Annotated in this window: 16 protein-coding genes and 1 pseudogene; 14 read left to right on the top strand and 3 right to left on the bottom strand. The window is 48.5% G+C overall.

The genetic code is table 11. From position 1 onward, the window contains the following. Positions 1–35: 35 nt before the first annotated feature. Positions 36–1,502 (bottom strand): NAD(P)/FAD-dependent oxidoreductase, encoded by a 1,467-nt coding sequence (locus A0127_RS07395; protein WP_062389922.1) that lies wholly within the window; start codon positions 1,500–1,502, stop codon positions 36–38. Positions 1,503–1,661: 159 nt separating this feature from the next. Between A0127_RS07395 and A0127_RS07390 the strand changes: the two genes are divergently transcribed. The 12 genes and pseudogenes from A0127_RS07390 to A0127_RS07340 all read left to right on the top strand — a co-directional run bounded on the left by A0127_RS07390 (position 1,662) and on the right by A0127_RS07340 (position 12,807). Further along, positions 1,662–2,219 (top strand): CBS domain-containing protein, encoded by a 558-nt coding sequence (locus tag A0127_RS07390; protein ID WP_062389919.1) that lies wholly within the window; start codon positions 1,662–1,664, stop codon positions 2,217–2,219. 29 nt (positions 2,220–2,248) lie between these two features. Then, positions 2,249–3,391: a cation:proton antiporter gene (locus tag A0127_RS07385; protein WP_062389916.1), complete on the top strand. Its 1,143-nt coding sequence runs from the start codon at positions 2,249–2,251 to the stop codon at positions 3,389–3,391. Positions 3,392–3,401: 10 nt separating this feature from the next. After that, a complete protein-coding gene (locus A0127_RS07380) occupies positions 3,402–4,529 on the top strand; it encodes a cation:proton antiporter (RefSeq protein ID WP_062389915.1) in 1,128 nt (375 codons plus the stop codon). 224 nt (positions 4,530–4,753) lie between these two features. Further along, positions 4,754–5,065, top strand: a pseudogene (locus tag A0127_RS10900) (transposase); the annotation flags it as partial. A gap of 277 nt (positions 5,066–5,342) precedes the next feature. After that, positions 5,343–5,807: an IS1/IS1595 family N-terminal zinc-binding domain-containing protein gene (locus A0127_RS07375; protein WP_231855746.1), complete on the top strand. Its 465-nt coding sequence runs from the start codon at positions 5,343–5,345 to the stop codon at positions 5,805–5,807. 299 nt (positions 5,808–6,106) lie between these two features. Beyond that, a complete protein-coding gene (locus A0127_RS07370; RefSeq protein WP_062389912.1) occupies positions 6,107–6,742 on the top strand; it encodes a DUF257 family protein in 636 nt (211 codons plus the stop codon). Between the two features lie 3 nt (positions 6,743–6,745). Beyond that, on the top strand, positions 6,746–8,218 hold the full coding sequence (locus A0127_RS07365; protein WP_062389909.1) for a methyl-accepting chemotaxis protein: 1,473 nt from the start codon (positions 6,746–6,748) through the stop codon (positions 8,216–8,218). Beyond that, a complete protein-coding gene (locus A0127_RS07360; protein WP_062389906.1) occupies positions 8,215–8,691 on the top strand; it encodes a hypothetical protein in 477 nt (158 codons plus the stop codon). Before A0127_RS07365 ends, A0127_RS07360 begins: the two co-directional genes overlap by 4 nt. A gap of 32 nt (positions 8,692–8,723) precedes the next feature. Further along, positions 8,724–8,972 (top strand): hypothetical protein, encoded by a 249-nt coding sequence (locus A0127_RS07355; protein ID WP_156471178.1) that lies wholly within the window; start codon positions 8,724–8,726, stop codon positions 8,970–8,972. A gap of 100 nt (positions 8,973–9,072) precedes the next feature. Beyond that, the gene (locus A0127_RS07350; RefSeq protein ID WP_062389903.1) at positions 9,073–9,684 is read left to right on the top strand and encodes a MarC family protein; all 612 of its coding nucleotides are present in this window, start codon (positions 9,073–9,075) and stop codon (positions 9,682–9,684) included. A 63-nt stretch (positions 9,685–9,747) separates the two neighbouring features. Next, a complete protein-coding gene (hisS, locus tag A0127_RS07345; RefSeq protein WP_062389900.1) occupies positions 9,748–11,058 on the top strand; it encodes a histidine--tRNA ligase in 1,311 nt (436 codons plus the stop codon). A 303-nt stretch (positions 11,059–11,361) separates the two neighbouring features. Further along, positions 11,362–12,807, top strand: coding sequence for a hypothetical protein (locus A0127_RS07340; RefSeq protein WP_062389897.1), 1,446 nt, complete (start codon positions 11,362–11,364; stop codon positions 12,805–12,807). An 83-nt stretch (positions 12,808–12,890) separates the two neighbouring features. Here A0127_RS07340 and A0127_RS10430 read toward each other — a convergent pair whose 3' ends face one another. Beyond that, on the bottom strand, positions 12,891–13,847 hold the full coding sequence (locus tag A0127_RS10430; RefSeq protein ID WP_231855745.1) for a phospholipase D-like domain-containing protein: 957 nt from the start codon (positions 13,845–13,847) through the stop codon (positions 12,891–12,893). A gap of 43 nt (positions 13,848–13,890) precedes the next feature. After that, positions 13,891–14,016: a hypothetical protein gene (locus A0127_RS10815; protein WP_269451030.1), complete on the bottom strand. Its 126-nt coding sequence runs from the start codon at positions 14,014–14,016 to the stop codon at positions 13,891–13,893. A gap of 100 nt (positions 14,017–14,116) precedes the next feature. On the opposite strand from A0127_RS10815, the gene A0127_RS07330 reads away from it, so the two are divergent. Further along, on the top strand, positions 14,117–14,395 hold the full coding sequence (locus tag A0127_RS07330; RefSeq protein WP_062389894.1) for a hypothetical protein: 279 nt from the start codon (positions 14,117–14,119) through the stop codon (positions 14,393–14,395). Positions 14,396–14,466: 71 nt separating this feature from the next. Further along, entirely contained in the window at positions 14,467–14,724 is a 258-nt protein-coding gene (locus A0127_RS10505) for a DUF5305 family protein (protein WP_156471177.1), read from the top strand. The last annotated feature ends 44 nt before the right edge of the window (positions 14,725–14,768 follow it).

Genomic DNA, 14,768 nt, shown 5'->3' with positions numbered 1-14,768 from the left:
CACCAGCAGAGAAAGAGAATGGGAGTTTAAAAAAGCTACTCATTGAGCGACTCAACCACACTCTTCCAGTTGCCCGGTTTCCTGAAGTCCTCCTCCGTGTACAGGCCCTCCTTCTTGAGTATCCCCCTCGCGGCGAGAATGCCAGTAGCTGCAGCGTTCACTATGTCCCTGCTCAGCCCGGCCCCGTCCCCGGCTGCGAAGATGTCCTCGATGCTCGTCTCAAGGTTCTCGTTTACCTCGGCTCTCATCGCGTAGTACTTTATCTCGGGAGCATAGAGCAGGGTGTGGTCACTGGCTACGCCCGGAAGGACTCTATCAAGCTTCTCAAGCCCCTCTATGATGTTTGTGACGACACGGTGGGGAAGGGCCATCGCTATGTCTCCAGGGGTAACGTGCTTGAGAGTCGGCTCGACGTCGCTCCTCCGTATTCTAGCCCAGGTGCTCCTCCTGCCCCTCCTAAGGTCTCCAGGGCGTGGGAGAGGGGTCTTTCCCCCGCCGATAGTCGTGGCGAGCTGGGCGATACTCTTTCCATAGGCGGTTGTGTCCTCAACTGGTTCGGTCAGCTCTATCCTCGTCAGGAAGGCGAAGTTCGTGTTGTTGCTCTTCTTCTCGTGCATGGAGTGGCCGTTTACCCCAACGTAGCCATCGTAGCGCTCCTCAACCACGAAGCCGTTCGGGTTGGTGCAGAAAGTCCTCACAAAGTCGTCGTATGTGTCGGTATATATGTGGAACTTAGGATCGTGGTTTATGCTCGTTATCGGTTCCATAACTATAGCCGGAACCTCAACACGAACTCCAACGTCAATCGGGCCGTGCCTTGCCTTCAGTCCGATCTTCTGGGCAACATCGTGGAACCAGTCAGCTCCTCCCCTGCCTGGGGCGACTATGATGTACTTAGTTCTGATTTCAAAAACGTCCTTTCCTCGCTTTACCTTCACCCATCCCCTATTGAACTCAAGGGCCTTCGTCCAGAGCATGAACTTGACGCCCTTGCTTTCGAGGTATCTCTTGATATCCCCTATCACTTCAGGTGTCCTGTCTGAACCAATGTGCCTCTGTATTATCGGGATGAACTTCACCCCGGCCTGTGCCGCCTTCTGCTCCCAGTACCTGACCTGCTCGGGATCGCCCTTGAAGAGATTCCTCGGGGCCTTATGTCTCAGAAGTATCTGGTCAACCTCCCAGACGAGCTGCCAGGCATAGTTCTCGTCGTTGGTTAACTCCCTGAGGTCGCCGCCAATATCTGGACGGAGGTTTATCGTGCCATCGCTCAACCCGCCTGCGCCGCCGACGCCGCTCATTATGTGGCAGGGCTGGCAGCCTATGCAGTAGCCGAGTTCGTACATCGGGCACTTCCTCTGGTCAACGTCGCCGCCCTCGTCGATCACGAGAACCTTAAAATCACTCTTTTCCGCAAGCTCATAGGCCGCAAAAAGTCCAGCAGGACCAGCACCGATTATAACAACATCGTAGGCCCTTTCGCTTCCGTTTCCAGAGACCATATTTCCCTTACCGGAGTCTATGGGCATTACCTTAAAAAGTTTTTGGCTAAAATTAGTCAAAAAATCTCCAATATCTCAAGAATTTTAGACATATTTATGTCAAAAAGCGCCCGAAACATTTAAACACATCGAGATAATAAACCTGTATCAGTGAGTACAATGGAGGACGTTTCAGGTGTCTCAAATACAAAAGCCAGCAAGGCAAAAAAAGTCCATCTCATCCACAGCAAAAGACGCCTTTTAACGCTCCAGAGAAGAGAAGAACTAAGCCACAACATCCGCTATATCTCCAAGGTTCCCGTAAGTCTCGTTATGGATACTGAGTTTCTGACCCTCCATCCTGGTGACCCACTATCCAAGCTCGTCCAGGAGTTGAGGGGAGAGGAAAGCTCCGCAGTCGTGGTTGACGATGAGGGAAAGCTCCTCGGCTTTGTGACCATGAAGGACATACTCCACTTCTTTGAACCACCGAAGAGGTATTCAGTGGTGGGGATAAACCTTCTCAAAAAGTACTCAGTCAACAGGGCCTCCAGAGTTGGAGATATAATGGTGAAAAAGCCGATAACGATTAACGTGGATGAAAACCTCGGAAGGGCAATTCAGATCATGCTTGAGACTGGAAAGCACCACCTTCCCGTCGTTGACGATGAAAACCGTGTCCACGGCGTCCTCGAGGTTAAGGATATCATCCGGCTCATCCGCATAGTATCGTACTGAGATCGAATAACCGGCAGGGGATGACAATAATGGACGTATTCCTCGAACTGGCGCTGATACTGATAGTTGCGAAGCTGTTCGGATACATCACCGCTCGCCTCGGCTTTCCAGCGGCCCTCGGTCAGCTCATTGGTGGGATTCTAATAGGGCCTTCAATCCTCGGGATCGTTTCTTACGATGAGGGCGTCAGGCTCCTCGCCCAGCTCGGTGTCGTCATGCTTCTATTTTTAGCCGGTCTTGAGACTGACATAGAGGAGTTCAAGCATGTCGGAATTCCAGCCTTCATAGTTGCTTCAATGGGCGTCCTCGTCCCCTTTATTCTCGGATATCTGGGTGCACTTGCATGGGGATACCCACACGTTCAGGCTCTCTTTCTCGGCGGTGTCCTTACCGCGACGAGCGTCGGATTGACTACCAGCATCCTGATGGAGATGAAGAAGCTCAGGACGAGGGTAGGAACAACGATTTTAGCTGCTGCCGTAGTTGACGACGTTCTGGGCATTATCGTCCTGACGATTCTCGTGGGAATAAACACCCGCGGGAGCGTTTATATGAAGGATCTCCTCATAATCCTCGGTGAGGTTGCCGTTTACTTCCTCCTCGGGCTTCTCATTGGAACTCCAGCGGTTAAAGAGGCCCTAAAGGCTTCGGAAAAGATAACCCTTCCAGAAACGGTAACGGCCATGGCCATAGCCATAATGCTCATCTTCGCCTATCTCGCCGAGCAGTTCCAGATCGCTGGAATAACCGGTGCATATCTGGCTGGAATCCTCGTGGCAACGACCGAAGAGGCGAGGAAAGTTACAGATAAAACAGTGACGATAGGGTATTCCCTCTTTATTCCAGTATTCCTCGTGAGCATTGGAATAGAAAGCGATGTGCGGATTCTTACCACAGCTGGAACCTTTGCCCTCGTCTATGCTCTGCTTGCGATAATCGGCAAGATAATAGGCTGTGGTCTCGGTGCGGTCTTTTCAAAGTTCAGACCCGTTGAGGCCCTCCAGATCGGTGTGGGGATGGTCCCAAGGATGGAAGTTGCCCTTATCATGGCCAACGTTGCACTTGAAGAGGGGGTCTTTGATAGGGGTGTTTTCGCGATTCCGGTCACGATGGTTGTGATAACGACGATTGTAACGCCTTTCCTCCTGAAGTGGGCCTTCTCAAGGGAGTAGAGGCGGTAGCATGGAGATACTCCTCCTGATAGCAGTAATGCTCGCCACCGCGAAGGTGATGGGGTACGCCTTCGAGAAAATCGGCCAGCCGGTTGTTCTGGGCCAGATATTCGGCGGCCTGTTGATTGGCATCTTTTTTGACACGAACCCGATCATCGGCCAGTTCTCCAACCTCGGCGTTCTGCTGCTCCTCTTCATAGCGGGCCTCGAGAGCGAGCTTGAGGAGTTCAGGCGCGTTGGAAAGCAGAGTGTCTTTGTGGCTGGAGTCGGTGTCCTCGTGGCATTCATCCTTGGGTTTGGCGTTGCCTACTTCTTCGTCCCGTTTCACGAGGCGGTTCTCTACGGTGCGATGATGACGCCGACGAGCGTGAGCATTACAGTGAAGGTTCTCATGGAGATGAGGAAGCTAAACACGCGCGAGGGGACTACTATTTTGGCGGCCGCTGTCGTTGATGACGTCCTTGGAATCCTCGTGCTAACGGTTGCTATCTCGATGATTCGGGGCGGCTCGGTTAACTACTCCAGCCTTGCGGAGGTGCTCATCTCGGTCTCCCTCCTCCTGTTCTTCTTCCTCTACTTCGGCCCTGAGATGGCCGATAGGGTCTTCCGCTACGTCTCAAAGATCGACCTGCCAGAGAGCGAGACGGCCTTCGCCCTCGTCTTTCTGATAGTCTTCGCCTATCTCGCTGAGCACCTTAGCCTCGCCTCGATCCTCGGGGCATACCTTACCGGCCTGGCGCTCGGCCAGATTCCAAAGAAAAAGGCGATAATGGAGCACATGAACGTCCTCGGCTATTCTCTCTTCATCCCACTCTTCTTCGTCGAGGTAGGAATGAGGATAGAGCTGTCCTACATCCTTCACGCGGGGCTCTTCGCGGTTCTCTACACAACCGCAGCTATCGTCAGCAAGGTAATCGGTTGCGGCCTCGGGGCCAGGTTGGGTGGCTTTGAGTGGGAGTCTTCCCTTAGGATAGGGGTCGGGATGATACCCAGGATGGGTGTGGAGCTGGCGATGCTGGCGGTTGCGATGTCGAGCGGAATAGTGGGAGGGGACGCCCTCACCGTGGCCATCCTTATGGTGTTCACGACCACGGTAATAACGCCACCGTTGTTGAAGGTCTTGTACATTCAGGATTGATTCATTAGCAGCAATGATGTGACTAAAAACCCCAGAAAGTACCCAATCAAACACAAAAATTTATATTTAACTTTAAGTAACTAAATAGGCTAGGAGAGAACAGGGGGTGGTGTACATGGAGAGCATCATGATAAATGAGATCATCAAAATAATGAAACTATCCGACCGGGACATACTCAACACTCTGCGCAAAGTGCGCCTTCGGCGTTTCCTGCCCAGTTTGTGGGTCTCATGATGTTGTTAAGATAGGGCACATCAAGAGGACCCAGAGCGAGCTTAAAATTCAACGCTTTAAGTGCAAAAGATGCGGAAGAACTTTCACGGAGCTCGAAGGGACACCCTTTGAAGGTGTCCATGACCTGAAAGCTCTAGTAGCGGTTTCATATCTACACCTCAGGGCCAATTTAGACGACGCAGCCATATCCAAAATGCTGAAGATACCATATCCAACTGTTAAGAGGCTATCCCAACGGGCCAGGAGGCATAAGGGGTTCATGGAGAAATTTCTGGAAGTGTTACTATCAGAAAAGCCATAAAGACATTTGATAAAAATTTGTTTAAACTTCTACCTTTTTCCAGATATAGTTTAAGATTTGCAATGTATGTACCATATTTGGAACAAAATCAGACGAGTAGCAAACCTTAACATATCACTAAAATAACTGGAAACAGTTTTTGCCTACATGTTTTTATTGTTACAATATTGCCACTAAATTATAACTAAAAATGGCATTATATTCATGAACAACACCAAAAAGAAGCCAAAAAATTAAAAAATAATACCTAAAGACACATTACCTCGGGTAGGGGGCTATGGAATTCAGAACGTACCTTCAAACAATTCAACGGATAGTTTCAATGCCCGAAGAACACATTATAACAAAAGTCTCAGAGCTATCCACACCAAAGTGCCCGGTCTGCGGCTCAACCTTGGTCGTCAGGATAGGATACATCACAAAATCAAACGGTCTCAAGGTCCAGAGGTTTAAATGCAAGATGTGCGGAAGAACTTTCACAGAACTGGAGGGGACTCCTCTAAAGGGCGTCCACGATATAAAGCTAACACTTCTTGTCGCTTATCTGATGCTGCATTTGAGATTAGAGCCGAACACAATAGCTCGTATAACCGGCAAGCCATATACAACAGTCAAGCGAATCTCACGTAAAGTTATAGAGCACCGGAGATTTTTTGAAAACATACTGGCAGTACTCCTGGATGCAGCCGATTATAGTGAAACATATTGGCACAGAGCAAAATCCGCTAATGAATATTGTTGACAAACAGCCAGATAATATAATTCCTAAACAACGATTATGCCCGAGTTCAGTGTTAAATGTCATTGAAATATGACATTTAGTTATGGTAGCATACTCCATAAACAAATTTTGATTTCGCGAATTTCCAGTTATATATTTCTGGGTTGCTATAACAATAATAATGATTCTTTAATGACAATATTACAAAAATAACGCAAAAAGCTTAAAAATCTAACAATTAGGTATATAACATATTGGCAAGGACCTCATCGAAAGACTAGGAATAAAAGACTCAACAAACCTCGGAGGTGGGCAATGGAATGATTTCAAAGGTCCCGACGAGGTATAAAACAAGCCTGCTTATTGAGCACACATCTGAGGACATAGTTGGTTATACCCTCATCAAGTTACTCCAGGGATTAACAAAGATCCAGGATAATCCAAGAAACATCATAATAACGGACTTTTTGGACACGCTCTCGATTTACCTATACCAAGCCGAGCTCCTCAATATGGACACTACCTTTGTCAGGGACCTGTCAGTTATCAAAGTAGGCGGAACGGTAGAGACAGGAAAAGTGCTCTACAAGATACCAATCTCCCCCTATCCAGTGTATAAAGCCCGATATAATGAAGCGATTTCCAAGATACTTGAAAACAGAGAATCCCAGCCCCAATTCAACATTCAGCTTGGTATAGAGATGGTGATAAACCTGTTCAATAGACACGAAATGCTTGAGCAGATACATGACATTGGACGGCAGATAATCCAGAACAGGGGGGTTGTCAATATAGTTTTCGTCAACTCTGAGGCCATAGAAAAAGCATCTATCGAAGCCCTGCCGTTGCTTAGGACAATGTTTCCCATAGTGCTAAAGCTGGGGAGATTCGGTGAATCTTACACCGTACAGAAGAGCGTTTTTCCTGAGATGAGAGGAGTAAGGGAAGAGGTGTGAGAAATGAACTTCAGACAGAAACTCATACTCTCAATAACCATTCCGCTTGTCCTGGTCGTTGCCAGTGCAGTAATAGTACAGCAATACGCGATGAAGAAACTGACAGAGGCACTCGCAGGTTCGGGAGCCAATGTCCAGGCAGCACTGGCCTCCCATCAGCAGGTCCTGTGGATGAGCATCGGGATAATGATACTTACAGCGCTTACCTCAGGAGGTGTGGCGTACTGGCTGATAAGGTCTGCACTCGATCCAGTGATTACAGTAACCAACGTTGCTAGGGTCATCTCCGAGGGCCGTCTCAAAGAAGCAGAAAAAATGATCGAGAGGATACGCTATAGAGAACGCGACGAAATCGGCCAGCTTATAGAGGCATTCAGGATAATATCAACTAATGTTTTGGAAACACTCGATGTGATCGTCGAAAGAATGCAGAAGATGGCCGAAGGAGACATATCCGAAGAGCTAACGACCCATGCCAAAGGCGACTTCGAGGAGATACTGAATTCAATGCGTTCGGCAATATCAAACCTCAAGAACCTCATGCTGACAGTCAAGGATCTCGCCCTGACCCTAGAAAAGAGGGCAGATGAACTGACAACCATAACGAGCGAGATAACAGAGGCCGTAAACCAAGTCGCCGAGGCCATAAGTCAGGTAAGCAGCGAGGCACAGAGGCAGCAGGTTAATATAACGGAGGTCATGGAGAGCATGAACCTCACGGCGGAACTTACCCAAAAAACCATGGATGCCGTTGAAGAGTTCAGTGAAGTTGTCAACAAAGTTCTGGAAATATCAAAAGAAGGAGAAGAAAAAGGGGAAACTGCAATAAACAAGATTGAACAGATTCAGAGGTCTATGCACTCCATCAAGGATGCAGTCTCAGAAGTAGCGGATAGGAGCAAAAGGATCAACGAAATAATTGACGCCATAAGTGCTGTAGCAGAGCAGACTAACCTCCTGGCGCTTAATGCAGCCGTTGAGGCCGCCCGCGCGGGAGAGCTTGGAAGGGGCTTCGCAGTAGTGGCAGATGAGATAAGGAGTCTAGCCGAGGAGAGCAAGAAAGCCGCAGAGAACATAAGAGAGATAATCAGAGAGATACAGTCCAAGATAGAGAACGCCGTCATCGAGACTCAGAACGGCTCTCAGATCATCGACGAGTCCGTTGATTTCCTCAGAGAGACTGTCGGCTATCTGGTAGACGTGGGTGAACTCCTCAGAGATGTTGAGAGCCGTTTTGAGGGCCTTAGGTCTGAGATAGAGAGAACGGGCCAGGAAGTTGAAGAAGCCAAGAAAGCGCTTGAAAACCTGGCAGCAAGCGCGGAGGAGACCACTGCCAGCGCAGAGGAGGTCAGTGCAAGTGCAGAGGAGCAAGCATCTGCCCTTGAGGAGGTTCGGAGAAACATTCTCGCCCTTAGACAGGTAGTCAGCGATCTGCGTAAGGCAGTGGAATTCATTAAGGTAGAGGTGGGGCAATGATGACACTTGCTGAGGAAAACATCATTGGGGAGATCGTCAGCACAATGGAGAGCGGTTCGATTCTTTCTATATTCTATGACACATACTCAATGGGTTGGACCTTTGGTTTCAAGATATTCTACTATCTGATTAACCATTACAACTCCCTCGGCGTTATTCACAATTATTCTCTTCCAGTTCCTAGGCTGATCTCGAGGGCCATATTTGCTAGCAAACCGGACCTCATTGAAACACTGAAGAGGAGAAAGCTACTAATAGTGGATATATTTGGCTCAAAGTACAATATTCATCCAAATGAAGACTATGTAATCCCAATAACGAATCCAACAGAAGAAACATTAGTGCCCAAAATAGAAAAGATTAACAAGGAAAGAATACATCCACTCGCAAAGACAGGGAACATTGTCCGTCTCATATATACCGTAGATGGATCCGTTGCTCTGTTTGGGGAAGTACCCACATTAAAAACATAAACGCGTATATGGCAACACTTGCGAGAGAGGCCATGGATTGGAACATCTTCACCATATTACTTCTAAATAAGGACGTTGTATCAGAAAGATTATCCGCCTGGGTCTCGAGCATCTCAGACACTATTATCACGTTTAGATCAAGCCTTGAGGAGGGTGTGCTTGAAGAGAGAATGGTAATCCTTAGGACTCCAAGTCCGAGCTTTGAACCAACTGCATACAACTTCAAACTGTCCACCGAGGACGGAAGCACCCACCACATGGACTTTAAAAAAGTGGAGTAGCTCAGACAACCGAGTGGTCATCACCGTTCAGCCAGTGCCGGTGTCATCATCGCAACGGGAGTTTGCATAGCTTTTTAAATCCCTTTTCCAACGCGACGACATGAACGAAGTGGAGACGATACTCAGCTCCGCACTCCTGATGCTCATCATGATAGACCCTAGTGATAAGATACTCCTGGTTACCTTCCTCCGCGAGGACTTCCACATAGAGGACATAAAGGCCCTCATAATCAGAGCAAACTTCATAGGGTTCATTCTCCTCGCCAGCTTTGCCGTCGCCGGGCAGATAATCCTCCAGGAGATATTCCACATCGACATAAATGCCCTCAAGGTGGCAGGCGGCTTCGTCCTTTTCAAGATAGGCCTTGAGGCCCTCGAAGGCGGTGGAATGTTCACCCTTAAGAGGGAGAAGGACATCCTTGCCCTCGCTGCTGTTCCTGTTGCCATGCCGCTGATAGCTGGCCCGGCAGCCATAACCGCAGTTATAACCATGACAGCGGAGTACGGTTACTTTGTCTCCCTCACCGCAACGGCCATAGCAATCCTAGTCGTGGCAATCTCAATGTTCGTTGCCCTTTATATGATGAAATCCGTGAACAAGAGCCTCCTCAGCATAACCATCAGAATAATCGGTCTCTTCATCATGGCAATCGGCGCCCAGATGATGGTGGAAGGGGTCATAGGGATATACCTGCTGATGACCGGAGCATAGTTTCTGATTTTCATTCAGCAACCCTTTTAACCTCCAAAACACTCCTTCTGCCAGGTGTTGAAAATGGCGAGACTCGATAAGGTCAAAGGAACGAGGGATCTCCTTCCTGAGGAAATGGCAAAGAGGAGATGGGTTTTTGAGAGGATAAGGGAAGTTTTCGAGAGCTTTAACTTCCAGGAAGTTCTGACGCCAACGTTTGAGTATACCGAGCTGTTCAAGCTGAGGAGTGGGGAAGAGGTAGTCAAACAACTATACGCCTTTCAGGATAAGGGCGGAAGGGACATTTCTCTAAGACCGGACATGACATCGAGCGTCGCCCGCCTTTACGTTAACTCTTTCCAGAACGCGCCGAAGCCGATAAAGTGGTACTACATAGCAAACATGTTCCGCTATGAGGAACCACAGAGCGGCCGCTATAGGGAGTTCTGGCAGGCTGGAGTTGAGCTGATAGGGAGCGATAAGGTTGAGGCCGACGCCGAGGTTATAGCACTCTTCACCCAGAGCTACCTCGCGGTCGGCCTTGAGGATTTCACAGTGAACATCGGGGACAGGGTCCTTCTGGACGAATTCGCCAAGATGCTGGGCGTTGAGGACGATATCGGCCTTATGAGGCTCATCGACAAGAAGGACAAGATGAACAGGGAGGAGTTCGTTGGGGCCCTCAGGGAGTTCGGGCTGGACGATGATGGCGTTGAGAAAGTCCTCTCGCTGATCGAGATTAAGGGTCTCCCCGATGAAGTTCTTCCAAAGGCCGAAGAGCTCTTCACGAGCGAGGAAGCGAAAGCTGAAATAAAGAGGCTCTACGAGCTCGTTGACCTTCTCGATGCCTACGGGGTCTCCAAGTGGGTAAGGATAGATCTCGGCATAGCGCGCGGTTTCGACTACTACACGAGCATAGTCTTCGAGGCCATAATCCCCAACGACCTGGGCATAGGCTCGATAGGGGGTGGCGGTCGGTACGACAACCTCATCGAGGTCTTCGGCGGGAAGCCAACCCCGGCTACCGGCTTTGCCATAGGCATCGAGAGGCTCATCTCGATCCTCGAGTGGAAGGGCCTTCTCCCTGAGGCAAAGCTAAGACCGGATGTTTACGTCATTCCAATCGGGGATGATAGGGAAGTGAAGAAGACTGCCATAGAGATAACCCAGGGCCTCAGGGAAGCCACCGTGAAGGCGGATATCGAGCTTACTGGGAGAAAGCTCAGAAAAGCCCTCGACTACGCTGGACGGCTTGGAGTTCCCTACGTTGTCATCGTAGGCAGGAAGGACCTTGAAGCTGGAAAAGTGACCCTCAGGGACATGGAAACGGGCAAGCAGAAGAGCATAGAGAAGGAAAGAGCCGTTGAGGAAATTCTGGAAATCCTTGGCCTCTGAATTACTTCCCGGCCCTGAACCTCGACTTTCGTTTTAATCTTCATTCCCCCAACCTTCTCACGGAGACATTGAAAGCACCATTTCAGGTGGGTAGTTCTAATCTGGAGCCCATACGAGCCGCCCAATGATATCTTCTATCCCTGGAAAACTCTTCATAGCTACACATGCAGTAGTTACTCAAGCGGTTTATTACTCTCAAGTTTGTGATCTTAATATTGTTCTGGAGAATATAACCAATTCATACTTTCTAATAGTAAATCTTTTATGGAAATGTACTTATCTTATAACTGAGGTGGTTAGTAAGTGCCGAGGCGGAAGACTGTTCTAGCCCTATTCCTCGTAGCAACACTCAGCCTGAGCATCGTTTCCCTAGTCGCTGCAGCAACCTGGGGTCTCAATGAGGAAAAACCCATCCGAATCTTCGGCTACGACGTTTACAAATTCGAAGGTTCAGGTCATTACGCCATCTTCTACCCAATGCCAGACGGGACAGTAAAACTCCTGAAAACCGGAAAAGTCGGAATATTCCCCACTTTTGTCAGGGTTCCCCGAAACGCCTGGCTGAAAGAGTACGCTAACAAAAGAAACACTCTAAAAGCCACGCCGACTCCAATAGTGATATTCGTGAGCGAAAAAGGACTGGGAATAGCAAGCATCAGGGGAAGCAGGGTAAAACTCAAAGAACTAGAAATCCTAGGGGCTTCAGAAGTTACTGCCACCTCAACCAACTCCTGCCCCAAAGACTACATCCCCGAAGGATACCGCTACTGCATTCCAAAAGACCCAACCAGCAACTGGATCAAAATAATTGCCTCAAAAGTTGTAATAGATGAAATCTCCTTCCTCGGACTCAGAATAGACAACCACGTCCTAAAAGATGTTATCTTTGACATGAAATTATACCTCAACGAAGCCACGTACTCACACTGGACTGCCGGCATCGACGTCGGACCAGTAACACTCTTCACAACAGAACTCGGAAACAAGTTCGAAGGTAAGAGTCTAAAATTGCAGTACATCACACCTTACGAAATCACTCCCCAGAGCTCAGTGTGGTCCCGCTATGTGAACCTTGACGTCAAGTATGTGGTTACCGTCTATGGTGTTCTCGCCTATGACCGTTATACTGGTAAGTACACTGAAATGCCCCTAACCCTCACGTATCCTCTAGAGATACTCACCACTGGCAGCTATAAGATCTACGAGACCACTAGCGGCGGTCAGAAGTACGTTGAATTCAATCCGGGATCAACATTCTACACTCCAAGCATAACCGAGGATCCCCGCTACCTCACTATTCCCCAGTCCACAAGCCAGGAGAGAACTTGGATAGACTACATAGGCAGAAACCAGCTCATAATTAACAAATGGCTTAAAAACACGTATGAATTTTCGAGTGAGTCGAGCTTTTCAGTGCCCATTGGGCCTGGAGCCGTGAAGGCTTTAGAAAAGGCAGGGGTTCTAGCAAAATATCCAAGCATTAGTAAAGTTCTAAACAGCATCTCACTAACCATCGGATTCCACAAAACAACAAACCAAGAATCAGAACTGTCCTATACACTCTGGGGGACACCCAAGGAAAGTTGTTATGCGTTGAATTATTATCAAAACTTAGATGTTGCTGAAGACTACAACAAAGTGAAGGTGCCGATGTTCCTGGTTACAGTGACGAATGGAAAATCACCCGGGTTCTGCGATCCAAGAACAGGCCTCTGTGCAACTAGCACAGACATAACCGACAAAGAATAAGGGCATCTTACGGTTTTTATATTTTACCTTTTAAAATTCTCGCCTTTATGATGGATGAATGTTGTCTTTTGGAAAAAATAAGATCAGGAACCCCTAACACTCCAGAAGTAGTTGATCACCTCACCCGCGAGCTGTTTGGAGATTATCTTGACGCTAACCTCGTGGTTCCAGTGAAGGGCAGACTCGCTCCAGTTGTGACTTCCCAGGAAGACTATTCTGCCGTCTATGACAACGATCTTGGCGTGAAGAGTCTTTGATGGAGAGTCGTATGAAACGTCAATCCCGTTGGACTTAAGGTAGTCATATGCTTCCCTGTTGGTATCTAGGCTGTTCTCCAGAAGAACGTGGACCTCAACGCCGCGGCGTCTGGCGCGGATCAGTGCGTTTATTAAATCGTTGGCCTCGTCCGACCAGTCGTCTGGATCGTAGAGCATGGAGAACATCATTACGTATATTTCCTGCGTTGCGCCATCAATTGCCTCAATCGCCTCCTCATAGTAATCGCGCTCTATAAGAAGTTCGACACTTCCGTCGGTGTAAGTCCTGTTGAGAACATCATAGGCTTCATTGAGCTTCAACCGGCACTTTTCCAGCTCGGAGGAAAGCTGGTCAGAGGTTGCCCTACACTCACCCAGCTCCGCTTGAGCACTTTCAAGCCCTTTCTGGCATTCCTCAAGTTTTAAACTGGTCGCGTTGCAAGCTGAGAGATTAACTAGACATTCATTATAATCCGAAGTCAGGGCGGCCAACCTGCTCTGAGTTACGTTGAGGGAGTATTCCAGCAGGGTAGCGCTACTGCGGCACTCCTCAAGGCTCGCGTTCAAAAGCTCCACCTTAGTTTTGAGGTCGGAGAGCTCTTTACTAAGATCGCTTGAGACGTTGCAGACACACTTTTCCTCCGAAACGGTTGCTACCGGGGTCTTGGATGCAGATGCAGGGGAATAGTTAAATGAGTTAGAATGAGTTTCATGACTAGGGGAACCTAAGCATCCGGCCGCTACCAAAATCAGCACCATCAAAACTGAAATTACTCGCCTCATAATGGGGCACTGAGGGAGAGCAAGCTTAAAAGTATTTTCGTAGTCATAGCTTCACCCTAAACTCATTTGCCATCCTTTTCATCCTCCAGGCCTCTAACTTCCTCACGAATGGACACTTTGAGCGCCACTTCAGATAGAGAACTCTAAGTTTGCTCTTCATCTCGACCACCAGGTTTTTATTCATGGAAATGTTTAGACCATTAACGGTTAACGGGATGATGAGTCTGGAGCCCCCTGAGAGGTGAAGAAGTTTCGCGGGGCTGACCGGAATGATAAAAAGAAAGCTCTGCAGGGAGTACATTGAGGAGATAGAGAGACTCGAACGCTCAATAGTAGAACTAGAGGGGCAGATAAACGAGCTGAAGATGCAGCTCCGCCTTAAGGTGGACGAGGCCAACAGCCTTGCGATAGAGAACACCAGCCTGAGACACAAACTTGACCTAATAAAGAAAAGAGAAAAGTACCTCATCGAACTGCTAAGGAAGTTTGGGATTCCGTTTGTGATAATTAATGAGGATGAGTTCGAGGACGTGGACGTCTCCAAATAGGCTCACTGATACTTCCTGCCCAAAAAACCACCTTCTCCTAAGGCTCAGTCTTCTTTCCAGCCTATCATTCAGTGCAAGAGGAAGCCTCCAAGTTCTCCAAATGGATAAGCAGAGGGAAACTTGAGGACTTCACCCCCGCGGCGAGGGTCCGTATGTGGTCGCTCTCAGACCTCGTTAACGCGGCCATAGACATGAACGCAAGGGCTATCTACGACGGGGAAAAGGGCGTGTATTTTGTTGTCCATGAATGCGTTCTATACTATTTTGATGTTGATGAAGGAAAGGAAGAGGAGAGTAATCTACCATCCAAAAATTCAGGGAAACCTTAATTAACTCCCCCCTCTTTTTTAGGTTCAGCTAAATGAACGGGTGA

The organism is Thermococcus peptonophilus (genome assembly GCF_001592435.1).
GTDB classification, from domain to species: Archaea; Methanobacteriota_B; Thermococci; order Thermococcales; family Thermococcaceae; genus Thermococcus; species Thermococcus peptonophilus.
This window is presented reverse-complemented; position numbering and strand designations above follow the sequence as displayed.